At 62.8% G+C, this 17839-nt stretch carries 25 protein-coding genes; 20 read left to right on the top strand and 5 right to left on the bottom strand.

Features of this window, described 5'->3' with window-relative positions:
* Positions 1–30: 30 nt before the first annotated feature.
* Positions 31–423 carry a hypothetical protein gene (locus EXE42_RS14460; RefSeq protein WP_137706789.1) on the bottom strand — a complete coding sequence of 131 codons (393 nt, stop codon included), beginning with the start codon at positions 421–423 and terminating at the stop codon, positions 31–33.
* Between the two features lie 117 nt (positions 424–540).
* Between EXE42_RS14460 and EXE42_RS19405 the strand changes: the two genes are divergently transcribed.
* Together EXE42_RS19405 and EXE42_RS14465 are read left to right on the top strand one after the other, a co-directional pair.
* Entirely contained in the window at positions 541–693 is a 153-nt protein-coding gene (locus tag EXE42_RS19405; RefSeq protein WP_199240758.1) for a hypothetical protein, read from the top strand.
* Positions 686–1366: a resolvase gene (locus EXE42_RS14465; RefSeq protein ID WP_137706790.1), complete on the top strand. Its 681-nt coding sequence runs from the start codon at positions 686–688 to the stop codon at positions 1364–1366. Before EXE42_RS19405 ends, EXE42_RS14465 begins: the two co-directional genes overlap by 8 nt.
* 148 nt (positions 1367–1514) lie before the next feature.
* Here the strand turns inward: EXE42_RS14465 and EXE42_RS18615 are convergent, their stop codons facing one another.
* Positions 1515–1682, bottom strand: a complete 168-nt coding sequence (locus EXE42_RS18615; RefSeq protein WP_158293475.1) for a hypothetical protein — start codon at positions 1680–1682, stop codon at positions 1515–1517.
* Positions 1683–2100: 418 nt separating this feature from the next.
* Here EXE42_RS18615 and EXE42_RS14470 point away from each other — a divergent pair, with 418 nt between their 5' ends.
* On the top strand, positions 2101–2622 hold the full coding sequence (locus EXE42_RS14470) for a hypothetical protein (RefSeq protein ID WP_199240759.1): 522 nt from the start codon (positions 2101–2103) through the stop codon (positions 2620–2622).
* Between the two features lies 1 nt (position 2623).
* The gene (locus EXE42_RS14475) at positions 2624–3094 is read left to right on the top strand and encodes a hypothetical protein (RefSeq protein WP_137706791.1); all 471 of its coding nucleotides are present in this window, start codon (positions 2624–2626) and stop codon (positions 3092–3094) included.
* A 56-nt stretch (positions 3095–3150) separates the two neighbouring features.
* Here EXE42_RS14475 and EXE42_RS14480 read toward each other — a convergent pair whose 3' ends face one another.
* Both EXE42_RS14480 and EXE42_RS14485 read right to left on the bottom strand, forming a co-directional pair.
* Positions 3151–3429 carry a hypothetical protein gene (locus EXE42_RS14480; protein ID WP_137695068.1) on the bottom strand — a complete coding sequence of 93 codons (279 nt, stop codon included), beginning with the start codon at positions 3427–3429 and terminating at the stop codon, positions 3151–3153.
* The gene (locus tag EXE42_RS14485; protein ID WP_137706792.1) at positions 3426–3623 is read right to left on the bottom strand and encodes a hypothetical protein; all 198 of its coding nucleotides are present in this window, start codon (positions 3621–3623) and stop codon (positions 3426–3428) included. The genes EXE42_RS14480 and EXE42_RS14485 overlap by 4 nt, the downstream gene beginning before the upstream one ends.
* Before the next feature lie 314 nt (positions 3624–3937).
* Between EXE42_RS14485 and EXE42_RS14490 the strand changes: the two genes are divergently transcribed.
* The 12 genes from EXE42_RS14490 to EXE42_RS14545 all read left to right on the top strand — a co-directional run bounded on the left by EXE42_RS14490 (position 3938) and on the right by EXE42_RS14545 (position 11957).
* Complete coding sequence (locus tag EXE42_RS14490; protein WP_137695075.1) at positions 3938–4168, top strand: hypothetical protein; 231 nt, start codon at positions 3938–3940, stop codon at positions 4166–4168.
* 150 nt (positions 4169–4318) lie between these two features.
* Complete coding sequence (locus tag EXE42_RS14495; RefSeq protein ID WP_199241245.1) at positions 4319–4753, top strand: HNH endonuclease; 435 nt, start codon at positions 4319–4321, stop codon at positions 4751–4753.
* On the top strand, positions 4740–5456 hold the full coding sequence (locus tag EXE42_RS14500) for an HNH endonuclease (protein WP_137706794.1): 717 nt from the start codon (positions 4740–4742) through the stop codon (positions 5454–5456). The genes EXE42_RS14495 and EXE42_RS14500 overlap by 14 nt, the downstream gene beginning before the upstream one ends.
* Before the next feature lie 54 nt (positions 5457–5510).
* Complete coding sequence (locus tag EXE42_RS14505; RefSeq protein ID WP_137706795.1) at positions 5511–5960, top strand: hypothetical protein; 450 nt, start codon at positions 5511–5513, stop codon at positions 5958–5960.
* Between the two features lie 71 nt (positions 5961–6031).
* The gene (locus EXE42_RS14510) at positions 6032–6448 is read left to right on the top strand and encodes a hypothetical protein (RefSeq protein ID WP_241988390.1); all 417 of its coding nucleotides are present in this window, start codon (positions 6032–6034) and stop codon (positions 6446–6448) included.
* Between the two features lie 2 nt (positions 6449–6450).
* On the top strand, positions 6451–6729 hold the full coding sequence (locus EXE42_RS14515) for a hypothetical protein (RefSeq protein WP_137706797.1): 279 nt from the start codon (positions 6451–6453) through the stop codon (positions 6727–6729).
* A gap of 59 nt (positions 6730–6788) precedes the next feature.
* On the top strand, positions 6789–7166 hold the full coding sequence (locus EXE42_RS14520) for a hypothetical protein (RefSeq protein WP_241988391.1): 378 nt from the start codon (positions 6789–6791) through the stop codon (positions 7164–7166).
* Positions 7166–7480: a hypothetical protein gene (locus EXE42_RS14525; protein WP_137706798.1), complete on the top strand. Its 315-nt coding sequence runs from the start codon at positions 7166–7168 to the stop codon at positions 7478–7480. Before EXE42_RS14520 ends, EXE42_RS14525 begins: the two co-directional genes overlap by 1 nt.
* Positions 7477–7902, top strand: coding sequence for a zinc ribbon domain-containing protein (locus EXE42_RS14530; protein WP_137706799.1), 426 nt, complete (start codon positions 7477–7479; stop codon positions 7900–7902). Before EXE42_RS14525 ends, EXE42_RS14530 begins: the two co-directional genes overlap by 4 nt.
* A complete protein-coding gene (locus EXE42_RS14535) occupies positions 7899–9740 on the top strand; it encodes a hypothetical protein (protein WP_137706800.1) in 1842 nt (613 codons plus the stop codon). The genes EXE42_RS14530 and EXE42_RS14535 overlap by 4 nt, the downstream gene beginning before the upstream one ends.
* 40 nt (positions 9741–9780) lie before the next feature.
* Positions 9781–10551 (top strand): hypothetical protein, encoded by a 771-nt coding sequence (locus EXE42_RS14540; protein ID WP_241988392.1) that lies wholly within the window; start codon positions 9781–9783, stop codon positions 10549–10551.
* The gene (locus tag EXE42_RS14545; protein ID WP_092920452.1) at positions 10548–11957 is read left to right on the top strand and encodes a hypothetical protein; all 1410 of its coding nucleotides are present in this window, start codon (positions 10548–10550) and stop codon (positions 11955–11957) included. Before EXE42_RS14540 ends, EXE42_RS14545 begins: the two co-directional genes overlap by 4 nt.
* A gap of 139 nt (positions 11958–12096) precedes the next feature.
* On the opposite strand, the gene EXE42_RS14550 is transcribed toward EXE42_RS14545, so the two are convergent.
* Entirely contained in the window at positions 12097–12744 is a 648-nt protein-coding gene (locus tag EXE42_RS14550; RefSeq protein WP_137706802.1) for a hypothetical protein, read from the bottom strand.
* Between the two features lie 777 nt (positions 12745–13521).
* Between EXE42_RS14550 and EXE42_RS14555 the strand changes: the two genes are divergently transcribed.
* The 4 genes from EXE42_RS14555 to EXE42_RS14570 form a co-directional block, all read left to right on the top strand.
* Positions 13522–15195, top strand: coding sequence for a hypothetical protein (locus EXE42_RS14555; RefSeq protein ID WP_137706803.1), 1674 nt, complete (start codon positions 13522–13524; stop codon positions 15193–15195).
* Positions 15195–15515: a hypothetical protein gene (locus tag EXE42_RS14560; RefSeq protein WP_137706804.1), complete on the top strand. Its 321-nt coding sequence runs from the start codon at positions 15195–15197 to the stop codon at positions 15513–15515. The genes EXE42_RS14555 and EXE42_RS14560 overlap by 1 nt, the downstream gene beginning before the upstream one ends.
* Before the next feature lie 187 nt (positions 15516–15702).
* Positions 15703–17025 carry a DNA methyltransferase gene (locus EXE42_RS14565; protein ID WP_137706805.1) on the top strand — a complete coding sequence of 441 codons (1323 nt, stop codon included), beginning with the start codon at positions 15703–15705 and terminating at the stop codon, positions 17023–17025.
* Between the two features lie 59 nt (positions 17026–17084).
* A partial coding sequence (locus tag EXE42_RS14570) for a DNA cytosine methyltransferase (RefSeq protein WP_241988393.1) occupies positions 17085–17839 on the top strand: 755 nt, incomplete at its 3' end.

The following is a 17839-nucleotide window of genomic DNA, read 5'->3' on the forward strand; positions in this document are numbered from 1 at the left end:
AACCACTGTGTGAGCCGCTGTAACCGTGACTCAGCATCTATTCAACACAGCAGAATGGGGAGGAAGTGAGTTATCCTCAACATTTTGAATAGAAACATACGGGCCGTTCGGTGCTTCAATTGCCTGTAGTTCTTCCCACGAGTACGTTTGACCCGATGGGTTAAATTCTATATCGGCCTGCTTAGCCCTGATTACAGCGGATCTATCCCCTTCATTAGCAAGGGTGACTACACTGGAAAATCGACTTTTTGAACGGGTGTTGCTGTAAGAGTCTCTGGAGTTTGATGCCCGAACTGAAACATCAGATTGTTTCGTTTTGAGGTGGCTCTGGTAGAAATCAGCCCCGACAATCAGCAATGTAACCGAGGAGACGACCATGCTACCGACAATAGCCCACTCAACGAAGGTAAGATCCGGAAGCATCTGTTGATATATCACTCTCACCGGCATAGAATTAGCCTGTTGGTGTACAGAAAACCGGGGTTATCTGAACACCTACATTAGAACTAAGTTTAGGCCTATACACAGGCCTATACAGAGATGACGAAAACGAGAGTCAGTCAGGGGGCGAACGGGCAGTACAAAGTGACGGTGCCGAAGGGACTCGCGGAGGCGATGGAGCTCGATGGGAAACGGCTTGAGTGGAAGGTCAAATCTGGGAGTTCGTTAGAGGTGACCGTGGTCGATGAGTAGAGCACTCGCGTGGATCCGAAAGTCGAAGGGAGATGATGACGACGTCGGCCTCGAAGAACAGCGGGAGGTCGTTCCTAGTCTCGCCGCCGAGCTGGCCGACGAGGTGGAGAGGCTTGACCTCGGAGTCCACACTGGTTTCTCGACGATGACACGCGACGACGAGGCAGGGCTACTCGACCAGAGCGAGCGTGTCACCGAGCGCGTCGACGAGCTACGGTCTGGTCGATTCGACTACTTGGTCGCACTCGATGATCGCCGAGTTTGCCGTGACGAGTACCTGCGCGTGATCCAGTACGCCGCCGGGCAGGGTGACGCCGAGATCGTCTACGTCGGCGAGGTCAACGAAGACGATCTCACCTTCGATCTCAAAAGAAGAATCGAACGCGACACCAAAGAGGAGGAGATCGAGAAGTCCCGCCGCGCGATCGAGCGGCGCAAAGAGCAGGGGTACGACCACGGCCGACCGCGGTTTGGGATGACTTACGACGCGGACGGCCACTACCAGGTACCCGGTGAGGAGTTTGACACGGTGACAGAGATCTTCCAGCTTGACAACGTCGGGAAGAGCCGCCGGGAGATCGCGGACGAGGTCGATGTCCCGGTGGCCACGGTACAGAATGTTCTCGACCGTCGCGAGTGGTACGTAGAGCGTGAGCAGATGGCTGAGATATAGCCTTCACGAGCCGAACCTACAGACGATCGTGTGAAACCACGCCTTGATGCGAGCGGCTTGGAGTTCTAGACCGTGATCCGTAGCCGAATAAGGGATTCGCGTACACGCCGCTACTCGGGTGAGTCTCGAAAATAGACGTCGAGCCGAACTACTGGACCAGCTCGAACGTCACCGACTCGTCTGTTTCATCGACGCGGAAGTGCGCGTCGGCCAACTCGTCGTCATCAATGAGACCCCACTCGCGGAGCTTCTCTTTCGGGATGGTGACACCACCGCTCCCGCCGAGGTCTCGCAACTTACGGATCTCGCCAGACATCACCTGAGAGTGACGCTGAAGCGTCTTTAATCCTCGCACTTAATGCGCGTAATGCGTTTATTCCCCCACATTCTCCGGGTTATAGAACCGCGACACTCGGATTTCGGGACGCACCATGACCGGTGTAATCCCGACCGGAGGTGACGCCTGCGCGTGAGTGGCGTCGCCGACGGCGATGACGACGGTGAAGAGCGGCGTTGGAGTGACTGGAGTGCTGTTTTCGAGAGGGCTGACTCGTGAGCGACGGGCCGACCGGGCTCGTCGTCAGCGATCGCTTCATCTCATACCTTCAGAACTTCCGCAAGCGGTACCCGCTCAACACAGAACTGGCTGAGAAATACGGCGTGTCCGCCGGAAACGGACATTTTCGAAATCCAATGACACAGATTCGCAGTAGCGGCGGCCACGGAGGGAGCGCATGAACATCAAGAAGACGGGACTCGCGGCGCTGCTGGCGTTCGCAGTCCTCACGTCGATGGCAGTCCCGGCGATGGCACAGTCGGGCACGGAGCTCGCGGACAAGTCCGTCACGGTAGACGGCGACACCGAGAGCGTCTACCTCGAGGTCACCAACTCCTCGGGTGACGCGCTCAACTACTCCGTCTACGGCATCTCGGACGGCCTCTCGACCCAGGTCGACTCTGGGACCATTTCCGCAACGGCGAACGACACCGTTCGCCAGGAGTTCGCGGTCAACGCGACCGAATACAGCTCCTACCGCGTCGTCGTTACCGAGGACGCGAGCGACTCCGACAGCGAGTCCGCGGAGAGCATCGAGATCGGGACCACGGTCAACCAGACGAGCGGTGGCGGTGGCGTCTTCGCCGGCGTTGGTGGCGGCCTGCTCACCGTGCGAAACGGTCTAATCGCGCTCGTCATCGGTGGGGGCGCCTACGTCCTCGGCTTCCTCGACCCGGTCAAGAATCGGCTCGAGGGATAGCATGGCGACGCTAGACCTCGGAAGCGGCGGCGGCGTGGACACGCTCAACGGCATCGCGACGTACCTCTCCAATGGAGGGACGGCGGCGAGAGTCCTCACAGCGTCGCTTCTCGGGCTCATCTCGTCGCCGTTCATCGCGGTCATCGACATCATCAACGCGATCACCCAGTTCGCGACGGCGCCGTTCGAGGGCGCTGGTCAGTCGATCGCCGCGCTGTTCGATGGGCTTCTGACCGCGCCGGCAGCGTTGATCGAGGCCGGCGCGCGCATCAGTGAGAACTCGATAGCGGCGGTGTTCGGCCAGACGCTCGCCGGCATCCTCGCGCTGCCGCTCACAGTCGCGCTCGCGCTGGTGAGTCTGTACCTACTGGCACGGTACCTGAACGAGGAAGAGACTGGCAACGTGATAGCAGGGTTACCAATAGATGTCCCGGTTGTTGGCACTGATGAAGAGGAGACTGCTGACGAATAAAAATGGCCCACACGAGATACCGAACTCCAATCAGTACCTCAGCGTGGCTGGATAGGCTACGCGTCGGGCAACTCGCGTTCGAGCAGTTCGAGCGCGGTTTCGAGTTCGGCCTTCACTTCAGCAACGTCCGTGTCCCCATTGCCGATCAGTTCGACCCGCGCGTTCTGGACGTGTTCGCTGGCCCAGACCTGAACTGCCTCTTCGCGCGTCTCGGCGACCGCACAGTAGTCGGGCATCTCGGTGATCGGCGTCAGGTCATCGCCGGCAGCACCGCGAGCGGTCAGCGGGATCGTACTGCCGGCGACGATCGACGCGACGAGTTCGCGGCGGTTCATGCCGTCGCCACCTCGGTGTCGGACTTACAGACCACGCCACGAACCGGCTCGCGGCCAAGTGTTCGCCAGCGGCAGCCAGTGTGTTCCTCTTCGATCCGCCACCAGCCGTCGCCGTCAGCTCGCGGTTCGTACCGCACGCGCTTCCGCAGGCCCTTGGCTGGCGTGTACTCGACGGTGAATGCGTCGCCGTTCATCGGCCGGGCTCCGTGTGGTCAGTTGCGAACGGCGCAGCAGTCGCGATCTCCGCGCGGAGTGAGTCGGTACGACAGTCGGTGCCCGAGTCTTCAAGTCGGGCGGTCGTCTTCGTGGACATGCTGGTTCAGCCAGCACGGGGTCGGTGCTCTAACACCGGCCTCACTTTCTGTGAGGCACCCGTGCTTACCCAACAGTCTATCCCCCAATCACTTAGTAGTTGCTATTAGCAACACCTATCAGCAGGTGACAAAAGAAACTAAGTGGTTGGCGAAAGACGGTACTGTTGTAAATGGTGGACAGCAACACCACGGCAATGACGCTCACCGAGGAGGATTTGAACGAGTTGGATCACCAGATATTGGACGTGCTGGCCGACGGCCGGGCGACACCAACGCTGGTGAAGAAGCTCTTAGAAAAGCAAGGGACCGATGTGTCACGCCAGTACGTCAACCGGCGGATGAAGCGCCTCTCGGAACACGACCACATCCAGAACTTGCTGGATACGGGGGTCTACGAGCAGAGGGCAGACCCGCGCAAAACCTGAAGTATGGGTGTAAAAACCGATACTGGCCAGTTCGAGTGTCCTGCCTGCTCCCGCAGGTTCGAGACGCACTCGGGGCTCAAACAACACCACTCACAGATCCACGGGGAGCGCGGCGAATACCCCTGGAACGCAGCAAAAATAGATGGTGTAGTGACGCTGACCTGCGACTGGTGCGGCGAGGAGTACCAGAGACGCCCAACACAGGCGTCTGGGTCAAAATACTGCTCCACGTCCTGCCAGATGAAAAAGAGGAGCGCAAACGACGAGTTCGCCAGCGGGGAGGATCATCCGAACTGGAAAGGTGGCGTCTCAAAGATACGAGAACGTGTCTTGGACCGCGACGACCACACCTGTCAACGGTGCGGCTGCGCGGTCGAGTCCGAAAACCGATCGAGCCAAAGGAGCGCCGAAGTCCACCACCTCATCCCGAGGGCAGCCGGTGGCCCCGATGCGTTGGCGAACCTCATCACGCTCTGTCTCCGGTGCCACAAGGAGGCGCACAGCACGATGAGCAAGCTACACGAGACGAACTCAGAACTGCTCCAAGAACTCCGCGAGACCGCCTGCGACGATGGCGACGACTGAGTGCCCCGACTGTAGCTCGGGATACGACTCCGAACGCGCTCTTAAGGTCCACTACCGACGGTCCCACGGAAGCACGGATTACCCGTGGCGATCTGATGAGCGGATGGTCACCTGCGAACAGTGCTCTGCGGAGTTCGAGGTACCACCGTCGCGACTCGGATCGGCCCGGTTCTGTTCAGTCTCCTGCCGCGAGTCCGCATACTCCGACGGCGAGACTGATCTCCCAGCAGGGGGAGCCGGCGGCACAGGCGACGAGTGCCCAAAGTGTGGTAAACGGTTCGACACAAAACACGGGCTACGCGTCCACTGGGGGCGGTCACACGACGACCTGCCACCGTGGGAAGACACCGCCAACGGTCCCGAATGTCCCGAATGCGACTACACTGCGGCCGATGGCCGCGGGCTCAAAATCCACCTATCGAAGATACACGCCATCCGCGGCGAGTTCTTCGGAAAGAATCCGGCGTCGTACCAGGGTGGTTGGGACAAGGCACGCAGAGACCAGATCGAACGCGACGGATACTGCTGCCAAAATTGCGGGATGTCCGACGACGAGCACCGCGCGGAGTACGACCGCGGCCTCGAAGTCCACCACATCGAGCCGTACCAGAGTTTCGATGACCCGAGCGCGGCGAACGCGTCGGGGAATCTGGTCACGTTGTGCGCAGCATGTCACGGCAGACGCCACGCTGAAGCCGAGTAGCCAGCAAACCGCTGCCAGCGGCCATCCCGTTCTTACTGTAGGAGGTGAGCGCCGGTGAGTAGCTCCGGCGACGGCCTCCTGGCGTTCATCAACGGCGACACGTCAGGCGGGATTCCAATCGTGAACGTCGCGAACCCGGTGAATTGGGGCCGACTCGGCCAGACGATCGGGACGTCGATTCTCGCGACCGTGGTGGTGGGGGTAACGAACATCGTTGACGCCATCACGGACGCTATCGACCGGATATTCGGCGGACTCGCGGCGTTCATCGCAGGGAGCTATCAGCCGACGAACAGCACCGGCATCGGGTTCGAGTACGCACGTGGACTGCTCGACGTGACGATCGGCGCCGTCGGTGGCGCCTACGCGTCCGCGTTTCAGTACAGTTCCGCTCAGTTCGGGATCCTCGCGCTCCCGGTCAACGTCGGCATCGTGCTCGGGAGCGTCTACGTCCTCTCGGTCGGCGGACAGAAGATCGCCTCGAGAGCGACAGGAGGTGGGTGACCGTGTCGCAAGCATCGACCTCGTCTGGAGGGAGCGATGACGGCTACACGCTTCCCGAGACGCTTCAGCGATTGTCGAAGTCGCCGCAGGGGTTCATCCTCGGAGCGATTCTCGCACCGCTGATTCGGGGCCTCGAGAACATCGTTCTCACACTCCTCGAGACGCTCACGTTCGTCTTTCAGGGCTCGGCACCCGGCCTGATAGGGACGTACGGTCTCGCCGATATCCCGCTGTACATCGGGACGCAACTCGTCAACGTCGGCTCGATAATCGGGGGGTCGGCCGCTGGTGGGACCGGGATCCTCGGTCTCATCAATCGACTCGTCGAGGCGGGCCTGGCGTTCGCGACGGCCGGCGGGCTGTTGGCGCCGATCATCGTCGCCGGCGAGCTCGTCGTTGTGGTCTACGTCATCGTCGTGGTCGCACGGAGGATAATCCTCGTCATCGCGGACGCGGTGCCGGGGCTCGCGGGGGTGCTCGGAACGTAACCATGTCACAACTCAAAAGCCCGGCAGCGATAGTAAGCGGCCTGTTCGCGACCGTCGCGGCGGTGTTCAACGTCCCGTTCGTCGACGGACTCGCGTTGTGGCTGTGGGGGAACGTCAACCAGTTGTTCCTCATCTCATCTATCGGTGTCACGGTCAGCGAAAAGCTCGCGATCCCGGAGAAGTGGGCGACGCAGGCGCTCCTTTTGACGGGCGTCATCCTGCTCGCGAAGCTTGTCCTGGACGCTGGAGACGACCTCGAAGATTCACTCAACGATTCATGAAACACACTCACGGAACGACGATCGACGATCGAACAGTGCGGCGAACGGAGGGAGCGTAGATGCCTGCGATGAGTATCGAGGCGATTCTCGGCTGGATAGTTATCGCGGGCTTCGCGTACGTTCTCGGGGAGTACACCGACCTCTTCGCGTACGTCTTCATGTACCCGAAGAAGGCGGGCCGGAAGCTCCGCGGGGCAGCGACGACCGACCGAGTCCTCGGCGCCGGCGGGCTCGTCGGCGGGCTGTGGTTCGGGCCGGCGGTCTGGGAGATCGGGGCGACAGCGCTGTCCGGGTTTATCGGCGGTGCGACCGGCGTGGTCGCGCTCGACGCGCTGGGGTTCCAACTGACTGGCGGGGAGCTGGCGGCGATCGGCGTCGTCGCGGTTCTCGCCTGGGCGGGCGCCTCGACGCTCGCCACCGAGGAGGATGACGACTAATGTCGATTCCGCGCCTCAGTAGTCCGTCGGCCCTGCTACCGTCCGGACTCGTGAAGAACTGGCTGTCGCAGGTCGGCCTCGGACTGATGGGTGTTTTCGCCGCCGGACAATCGCTGTCGGCAGCGTATCAGGCGACCGCGATGGGGAAGGGAGCGGCGCTTCTCCTGGTCGCCGCGAGTCTGGTCGCCTTTTACCACGCGTTTCTGATCGCGTGGAAGATGGACTCGCCCGCTGAGCCGGCGACTAGAACGTCGAGTCCGGTGACTGTCGCGGACGGCGGCAGCACTGAGAACAGCAGCGAGGTGAGCGAATGAAACTCTCCACTCGTCGGACGATTCGGCAGTGGTTCCTCGACGCGCCGCGAGGCGCGGCTCTCGCGCTCTACGCTGGGGCCGCAGGAGTGACCGCGCTTGGCTTCTTCGCCGACGCCAGCAGCGTCGTCCTCGGCGGTATTCTCACCGGAGTGTCGCTGTTCTACCTGCGAGACGAGGCCCTTCCGGCCGACGCATGTCCCAATTGTAACTCGCGGGTGGACGTGATGTCGCAGCGCTACTGCTCGACCTGTGGGGAGCGCCTCGACGAACTCGAAGCGGCGCCGCCGATCGACGATCGCGTCGACGAGCGGTTCCGGCCGGTTGGCCTCGAGGAGCTCGAACGCCAGGCGAATCGCGACCGGCAGCCGAAGTCGGTGGTCGCGGACGGAGGTGACCAGGAGTACGACGAGGGGGAGCGATGAGGCGCGGCTGGGTCGTCATGGCCGCCGCGTTTCTCGTCGCGAGTGCGCTCGTGCCGGCCGCTGCCGCCGTGGGTACTCAGACGGACGCCACGGCGGCCGTGGAGGCTCCAAGACCCGCGCAAGCCGGTGCGAACGCGACGTGGGAAGCACCCGGGCCGTTCGACATCGAGGAGCTGCGGCGCAGCGGGACGCGCCCACCGAGCACCGCCGAGGCGGTGACGATCAAATCCGAGCGAAGTCTCGGGACCGGCGGCGCGTTCGTCAAGTATCAGACGCTGTCGCTCATCAACTCGCAGCCGAAGCCGCTGACGCCGTCGACGCGGGTGGGCACGAACACGCTCACGTTCGAGACGAGCGCGTACGTCGACGCTGTGGGCGAGTACGAGGTCGTCCTCGTCTATTGGAACGAGGCGACGACGACCGGACCGAGCGGCCGACAGCGGACGTACGCGGCGAATCAGGAGATACAGCGCGTTAACATCAACGTCCAGAAAGGCCGCGACGCGTCGCAGATCGCGCTTCACCCGCACTTTGACGAGACCAAACAGGTCACGATGTGGCTCGAGCGCGACGGCGAGCTCGTCGAGGGAGCGCGCTGGCGGTTCGAGCACCAGAGCAACCCGCTCGCGCAGTCGCCGGCGTTCAGCGTCGATTCGGAGGGCGACCTGTTCCGATGGGCCGGTGTCATTATCCTCCTGCCCGCGTTGATCTCGCTGTTTGTCAGTCGGCAGGTCGCGGACCACGTGTTCAACCGGATCGTCATCGGCGCACAGAAGAGCCTCGGGTTCTGGGTCATCCTCTCCGGGGTGATATTCATCGGGACCGCCGGGTTCGCGACGTTCGCGACTGCCGCGGTGCTGTCGAACGCGCCGTTCGTCGTCGGGCTCGTCGTCGGTCTCATCGGGCTCATCCTGATGCTGGGGCTCCGTGACGCTGACGCCGAGAAAGCGGGGTTCTTCAAGCGGCGCCTCGACGACGACGCGATCACGCCGACCGGCGACGAGGCGGCCTCGAGCCGGCTCGTCCCGAACCGAATCAAGACCGTGGTCAGTCGCGGCGGGACGTTATATGCGCCCGCGAAGGGCATCCTGCCGATGATCGCCCGGTACTGGGCCGACCCGGCAGCCGTGCCTCGAAGCGACCTCACGACCGTCGACGAGGGCGACGCCGACTCCGACCTCGACCGGATGTACGAGGTGGACCCGACCAGCGACGAGGTACTTACGCACTCGCCGGCGACCCTCTCGTTCGCGCCGTCGCTGACCGTGGACGTCGACGAGTCGGAGCTGACGGAGCCGCCGGAGGGTGACGGCATCGGCGCGCTCCCCGGCGCGATTGAAGCGAGCCTGTCGAACCTCTCGAAGCGGCTCAACTGGTCGTTCCTCGCCGTCGCCGTCGGCGGGGGCGTGATGGGGTACTTGGGCGGCATGGCGATCTTCGGCGCGCAGCTGGTCGGCGTCGCGATCGCGGCCGTCCCGCTACTCATCGCCGGGACCGTGGCCGTCGACGGTCACATGGCCGTCGAGCCGGCGCCGTACCACTACTCGGACGTTCGCGCGACCGTCGCGACCGAGCGGCAGGAGTACGTCGCCAGGCGGACGTTCGAGGACCTCCACAAGCAGATTCAAGACATGGACTGGCAGGCGCTCGACCGCGCTCAGTCCACGGTTCAGACGCTGCGCAAGGAGATGGCCGAGAAGATGGACGACATGTTCGGCACCGACATGGCCGACGACGGCGACGCGTCGTCGGGGTCGGACTCGGACGACGGCGACGGTGACTCGGCGGCGCCGTGGGACTTCGACAACGATGTCGAATCGGGGGTGGCGGACGATTAGCTCCGCGAGTTCCCCGGACCCGCTCGGGTCGATCATCTCGATGGCTCGAGAAGACGACGCGCGGAGCGCGGAGAAGGCACACGTCCCCGCGCTCCCGACGCTCCGAGCCCAGCAACGCGACATGCGGTCGCGACTCCGAGCGGGGTTCCGCACTCGACACGAGATGCTCGTGTGGTCGCACGTCGCGGCCGCGATCTCGGTCGGGCGCGTCCCCGACAGCTGGTTCTCCGACCTCATCAACGACCAGTGGACCGTCGCGGCGTGTCTCGACTCGCACGCAAAGCGGGAGCGGCTGTGTGGCGACACGGCGCCGTCGCCGTCCGAGGCGCGGACTGAGCGGACGCGCATCATTCAGGACGTGCTCTCGCCGGCGTTTCAGAAGGCGGTCGACGTCATCCGCGCGCAGTCGAACGACTTCACCGACGAACAGGACGGCGTGCGACACGTGGACCGCCAGCGGTTCATCGCGATGCGGCCGCGGCTCCACCAGCGCGTCGTCGACCAGCACCAGGCGCTGCGAGAGCCGTTCGGCGAGAGCGGAGTACAATCGCAGGCGGACGCGGTCGAGTGGGCGGACGAGGTCGCGTACGCGGCCTCGGGACACCTCCCGCGCGACTTCACGTCGCGGGTCTGTAACCCGATGAGCCAGTGGTGGACCGCCCTCGCGAACGAGCAGACCGCGGTCCTCGACTCGATGCTCGCACAGGACGTCCTCCCCGCGTGGAACAGTGCGCTCCGCACGGCCTCCTCGAACGCCGAGGAGCTGGCGAGCGGGACAGTCGAATCCTCCTCAGGAGGGAACCTATCGTGAGTAACTCAACCAACATTCCGGATGGCATCCCGGTGACCTCCACCGACTCGATGCTCGACGTCGTCCAGGACCCGGAGTACCTGTACGAGTGGCTATCTGGCCTCGAGGCGTCGAACATCGAGAAGACGCGAGAGGTCAAAAACGACAGACGGCGGCATAGCATCGGTGAGAACCTCGTTCGGCACATGGAGATGACGCCGTTCCCGAAGCTCCTCGACCGGTTGGAGCGGACGGCGGACCCCGTCGAAGGGACGCCGCCACACAGCGCGATCCGACATCCGCGAGCCATGCTCGACGCGATTATCCACACGTCGGATATGGACGGTTTTCGGCTCGACTTCGAGGACTTCAGCGGCCTCTGCGACGCCCGCAAAGGGGTGTTCGAGTACCTGGTCGACCCGGACACGTCCGTCGACGACAGCGACCTCGAGACGACCGGCGGCTCGGACGCGTTGATCCACGGGCCGATGGGGCGCGGGAAGACCACGAGCGTCTCGACGTTCATCGCGCGGTGGATGGAAGTCAACGGCGAGGCGGTCGTGTGGCGCGGGACGCCGCAGCGGACCGAGTGGCTCCCGTTCGCGCCGTGGGCTATCGTCTGCCTGCCGGAGGGCGTCGAGTACACGGTCCGGCTCGCGCCGCCAGAAGACGGGTCTGGCTCCGTCGAGTCCGACTTCGAGCCGATCGAAGTCGACCTCGAGGACATCGTCTGGCGGGTAGAGCGCTACGAGGACCTGGACGACCTGAACAACAACGTCCTCATGTCGGGAGCCTTTCACGTCGTCTATCCAGACCCGAAGTTCCGGGGGTGCGAGCGGATCACTCAGGAGGCGTCGGAGTGTCCGGCCCTCGAGTACACAAGCGTCTGGGAAGCCGACCGGGCCCGACACGACCCAGAGCTCGACGAGAAGGAGACGACGCCGACGAGCCACTGGTGGTTCAGTTGGCTTGTTCATCACAACGTCAACGAGAAGCGCTCGATGCGGACGACGTGGGTCTGCGACGAGGCGAGCAACCTGTTCAAACATCACGCATCGAACGATAACGGAGGTCTCTCGACGAAAATCGATGCCGTCAGTCAGCAGTACGTCGACTTCCGCCGGAACGGGCTGTCGTTCGTGCTGCTGACCCAGAAGCCGAGGGAGATCTCCTGGATGATCCGCAAGAAGATGCGCTGGGGAGTCACGCTCTCCGGCACCGACAACCCCACCGGTAGCGACGAGATCATCGGCGTTCGGCCGCCGATGAACACGGAAATGACCTCGGACTGGAAGCTCGGTCGCGGCCTGTTCTGGACGTCGGGTCAGTACACCGAGTTCGGCTGGGACGATCTCCCTCGTCGATACAAGGTTCCGGGGAAGCTCCGGATCATCTCGCCGGAAGTTCGGAGGGTGAGCGCCAAATGAAACTAGATTCAATCACTCCGCGAAATCGAGGCGAACCGGCCGGCAGGCGACACTACGCGCTCGCGCGTACGCCTACCCCCCTTATCCCCGCGCGATGGAGGTCGGCATGAATATCGGCGAGATGCTCGACGACGAGCAACTAAAAGTCGTTGGACTCATCGGCGTCGTCGTGCTCGCAGCGGCGGCGGCGCCGATGCTGCTCGCACCGTCGGACGAACCCGAAGTCGAACCGAACAACGGGACGATCGTCACTCCGGACGGGACCGCGCTCGAGGAGGTCGACGGCGTCGATCGCGGTCCGCTCGACGGACTGAACGCGCTGCCGGCGTCGCACCTCAGAGACGGCGAGAGTCCGACGGTCTACGCCTCTACCGGCGCGCAAACGATGCGCGTTGAGACGACGACCGTCGACGGAGAGCCGGCGCTCCAGCTGTCGGACGACCGGACGCACGACGGCCGCTGGGTCGCTGTTCCGACTGAGTGGTTCAACCGGACGCACGGCGGCGTTCCGAGCGTCGCACGTATCGCTCACGAGGAGAACGGGACGTACACCGAGGCCATTCAGGTACGCGGCGACTCCGCCGCGTTCTACGTCCGCGGCTTCTCGACGAACACGGTCACCTTCGGCGGCGAGCTCGTGATTCGCGACCGGCCGGCCGTCGATGGGACGCGGCACACGTATCAGCTCGACTCGCGGGACTCCGTCGACAACCTCGTGATCAATGCGACGGGCGTCAATAACACCGCGTGGAATAATCAAACTGGCTCCGGTGTCGGCGTGGATCACACGCGATCTTTCTCGGTTGACGGGACTGTCGAGCCGACGGACGGATCGGGCGGCGATCCGGTACTATCAGTAACGGGGAATGTAGGATCTGGACAGTATAACCCCGCTGTCGACACAGGCGACGGAACGACGGACACTGAATATCACTTCATCGGAGACCACAGCGACAATACCGGCATCGACTCCGCAGTCAAAATCAAACCCGGATATACCGGCGAGATTCAGGACATAACAGTCGATATAGGGTTTGTCAGAGGCAGTGACTACAACGCGGTTGTGGACGTGTACCTAGTGAAGGAGGGCATCGATTCCGACTACGATGAAGGAACGCTGATAAAAGACGGCTGGGAGCCGACGCTCACAACTGGCGAACAGACGTTTTCAACAGATACCAACGTCGAGGTGTCTGAAGGCGAAACCTACACATTAGAGTTTGATACGACAAATACCGATAGTGACGGTGAGACTGACATAGCTTACCTAAAAGTTGATGACTCCGCTTCTACAGTGTGGTACCAGTATGATCAGGCGGGTGACACATCGAAACAAGCATACGGCGACATCGAAATTGCGTTCAGCAATTCGATCAGCGCGTTAGATGCGTCGACGAATACCGGTCAGACCGTCTCCTTCGGGTCATTCTCTGACGGTGAGACGAAATCAAAATCACTCGATATTAGTCGAGACACAGGCGAATTGAATTTCAGCGGCACCGGAAGTGGAACGGTAGACTACACGTTCTCGATTCAGGAAAAAACCGAGACGCGCGATCCCGTCGTGAAATTGAACGGCCACACCGCCTCCTACAACGGGACGCTCGCCGACGGCGAGACCGTCGACCTCGGCGGCAGCGTCTCGTGGCTCGAAGACGGACAGAACAACGTCACCGTCCACGTCGGCGACGGGTCGTACACCGGCGCCGGTCCCGAGCCGCAGGTCGACATCGAGTTCCGACACGGCCTCGAGTCGCCGCGGACCGTGACCTACGAGAGCGAGGCGTTCAGCGAGCGCTACAACATCTCGAAGACGTACGCGACGGAGCGAGCGGACGCGGTGCTGACGATCCCGCACGCTCGAACCGTCATCTCGATGCGGTCGCTCGAGTACCGACTGAACGAGACCGGCACCTGGTCGAGCGTGCCGCAGTCCGCGTCGAACCTCTCCGGGACGACGCTCACCGTCTCCGTCTCGGACCTCGCCGGAAACCCGGTCCCGAAGGGAACGACCGTCGAAGTGCGGTCGGTCGGCTCCCGACTCAAGCCGGGGAACGCGGAGATCTCTGTCGTCCGCGCGACGCCGGTCGGGTTCGACCTCAACTCGCGGATCCGGCTTGACTCCTGGGGCTCGACGAGCTCGCTCGGCGTCAGCGCGACGCCGCAGGGTAACCTCGTTCACTACGCCAGGAACGAGAGCTACTCCGCGGAGAGCGACTACGTCGAACTCTACGGCGACGGCAGTCAGCGCTTCTTCGCGCCGAACGCCAGCTCGGGCTCGGCGCTCACACTGAACACGCTCCCGGCCCGCGTGACGCCCGAGCGGAACAGCATGCGCGTCCGCGTGCCGGAGAGCGCGAACGCGTCGAACCCCGAGTTCGTGGTCGAGCCGGCGAGCGTCGTCGGCGACGCGTGGACCGCCGAGTACGTCGCGGGGACTGACGGCACCTGGTACGCGGTCACGGACGATGCGGGTAACCAGCTCGGGATCGCGAAAAAGCCGGCCGCCATCGAGGTGAGCCGAGACGACGTCGGCCTCGTGTCGATCGAAGCGACCGAGGCGCCGTCGGTGAGCGCGCCGAACACGGTCGGCGGGGGTATCTTCGCGACCGTGACGACCGGGAACCTCCCGACACTTCTCGTGCTGTTCGGTAGCGTGGGGATGCTGTTCGTGGCCGGGACGCGACCCGCTCGCTCGCGAGACGCGGTCGACGACATCGCCGGCGCCGTCGACGGCCTAATCTCGAATATCCCGCGGGTCGGCGGGCCGATCGGCTCGGGCGTGTCGGCGGCCGTCTCCGGCGTCGGCAGGGCGCTGGTGAGCGTCGGGGAGAATCGACTGCTCACGGGCGCCGTCGCCGCCGCGGTCGCCGTGGCGGCCGCACAGGCCGGGCTGTTCACGCTCGGCTCGGAAGCGGGGGCGATCATCGCCGTCGCCGGCATCGCGGTCGGCTCGCTGTTCCTCCTCCGAGAGGCCGACGAGTTCACGACTGCGCGGTGGATCGCTATCGTCGCGGTCGCCGGCGTCGTCGCACTCCAAGGCCTCGGCGAGACGGACCTGTTGAGCGCGCTGGTGAACTCGCAGGCGTTCCTCATCGTGGTCCTCATCGGCGGCTACGCCGCCATCCAGCTGGTGCGTGAGTACCGCGCGAACAACTCCCCGGACGACGACCGCCCGCAGGTGATCATCGGCGGGCGGTTCCGCTCCGACGGCGGTGACGACGAGGGGTCGAACTGATGAGTTGGTTCCTCGAGGCGCTCTCGGCGCTCGGCGCCGGTCAACAGGCGCTCATGGGGGCGATGCTGTTGATGGGTGCGTTCTACATCCTGAAGGTCGTCAAAATCGGGAAGCTCATCGGTGACACGGTCTCGTCGGGCGCCGCCTACGGGATCGCGATCCTCGTCGTTGGCGGGCTCGCGATCGCCCTCGGCTGGATCGACCCGAACATCGGTCGGATGACCTCGCAGGTAGCGACGTTCGCCGACACCGTCTGGTCGGCGATCGGCGAGTGGGTCATCAAGCAGACGCTCGGGCGACTGGAGAGCGCGGCCGCGTAGCATCGGTCGCGGAACAGCACCCATTTCTCGGCGCGTGCTACGGCGGAGAGGGGTTTCAGAATCTTTTGAGGCAGCAGGTGGATGAGAAGTAACTCCGATTCTGATGGTATTCACGCTGTTCGTATAGTTGTTCATACATATATACAGTTAATCGGATTTATGATATTAGACCATACTGTGTATCTGTATGCCAGATGGCTCCGAAGAGGATGGGCCGCGTATGCTTGTTTTCGCAGATCGAGTCGAGTTCATTCGAGAGGATGGCGGACACGAGGTCTACAGAGAAGGGAAACAGACTGAAGCAGCCCGTGAACGGTACAATTACATCAAATCTGAACTCGATGATGGATACCTAGAGGACCGGATCAACCGAGTTACTGACTCCGAGACAGAGGTGTCTGTCGACGTCTCACAGGAGCATCTTGACAATATCGACGCCATCGTCGACGCGATTACGAGTGAGAAGGGCCGAGCACTGTCCGGACTTCTCTGCGGCCAGCTTACCATCAAGTCGATCGCTCCCGAGCAGAGCGTGAGACTCCACAAGGGGAGTAACAGCTCGGCGCATTTCTCTTGGAAGGAAGGGCTCTCAATGCGAACCATCGACAGTAATTACATCGCTCCGACTCTCCGCGATCACGACTTACTTCGTGTCAATCGAGACGGCGTCATGATGACGCGGTCCCTTGCGGAGAACTACCCGTACTCACGGTTCTACAAGGCGAATATCCGAGGCGCACAAGAGGAGTGGGCGGAGATTCTCAGCGCCGTCGAGTCCGAAAACGGACCCGACCCGGAGGAACTGCTCGACTACCTGCTACTCTCGTTCTACAACCGCGGCGAGCGGGCGCAAGAAGCATACGAGAGCGTCCTCTCCCTCGTAGAAGAGGTCACAGAGCGCGGGCTCACTCAGCGGGACGTAACACGGATCATCTCCGAACACGTTTCACGGTCCGACCACGCGGCGCGGATCTTCGAGGTGGCGCTTCATTCGCTGTTCCAGGTGAAAGAGGACAACAGCGGATTACCCCTCGGCTACGAGCTCAAGCCGCTCACACAGATGCGCTCCGCGAACAAGAAGCACGGAAACATCGGCGATCTGGAGGTCGTCGCTCAGGATGCCGAAGGACGGCCCAGAATCAGGGAGGCGTGGGACGCGAAGTACGGGCTTCGAGATCTCGCGACCGAGATCAAAGAGGTCGGTGACAAACTCTCGAATCACCCGGAGACGGAGACCGTCGGGCTGATCACGAGCGAACCGGTTACTGCGAACTACGATGGAATAATTGAGGGGATCGAGTCGAGACACGACGTCGACTTCCAGTTGATAGACTTCGAGTCGTTCGTCCGAGCCCAATTCGAGGAAGCTGAAGACCACCTTTCCCCTGAAGCTTGGATTGTCGCTTACGCCGAATCACTCTGCCAGCAGCGCCGAGACCGGGCACCGATCGACGAGCCTACTCGGGAGTGGGTCGAGAGCCTCGGAGAACTGCTTCAGTTCGACAGCTAGACAGCTTCGACCCGACTCTGACGAAAGTCTTTATGCGGTAATGAGCTGATGGTCGTGTAGTGTCCGATCAGGAGGATATAATGGCTGATTCAGAACCGATCACCGTTGCGAGTCTGTTTTCCGGTGCTGGAGGCCTTGATATCGGGTTTAGCGAGAACCCAGCGTTCGAAATCGCTCTCCATCTTGACGTTGACGAGACCGCGGTCGAGACCCTCGAAGCCAACAGAGGGACCTACGTCGACGAAGAAGCGGTTCTACTCTGTGAGGACGTCCGCGAAGTCGCCGACGCGGTCCTCGACGACCGCCCCGATGAGTTCAACATTCCAGCCACGCTCGGCGACGAAATCGACTTCATAATCGGCGGGCCGCCGTGTCAGCCGTTTTCCGCGGCAGCCCGTCGTGCGGGAGGTACCGAAGGAACCGACAGCGAGGAGGGTCGGCTGTTCGAGGCCTACGTCGACCTGCTCGACAAATGGCAGCCGGCCGGATTCCTCTTCGAGAACGTCTCAGGAGTCACTTCGAACGAGGAGGACTGGGAGCCAATCGTCGAAGCGTTCCGTGGCGCCGGCTACGTAGTCGAGAAGCCGCGCACCGCTCGCACGCTCAATGCCGCCGACTACGGCGTTCCGCAGCACAGGGCCCGGACGTTCATCGTCGGTGTTCGCGAGGACATCGACGTCGACTACCACTTCCCGAAGCCGACGCACGACGAGGACTCGGAAGGAGATCTCAAGTCGGTGACCGCGGGCGAGGCGCTCGCCGATCTCGACAACGACGACGTCGAGGCGGAGACGCCGTACGAGGTCACGTCGAA

Origin of the sequence: Halorubrum sp. SP3 (assembly GCF_005435195.1) — an archaeon.
GTDB classification, from domain to species: Archaea; Halobacteriota; Halobacteria; order Halobacteriales; family Haloferacaceae; genus Halorubrum; species Halorubrum sodomense.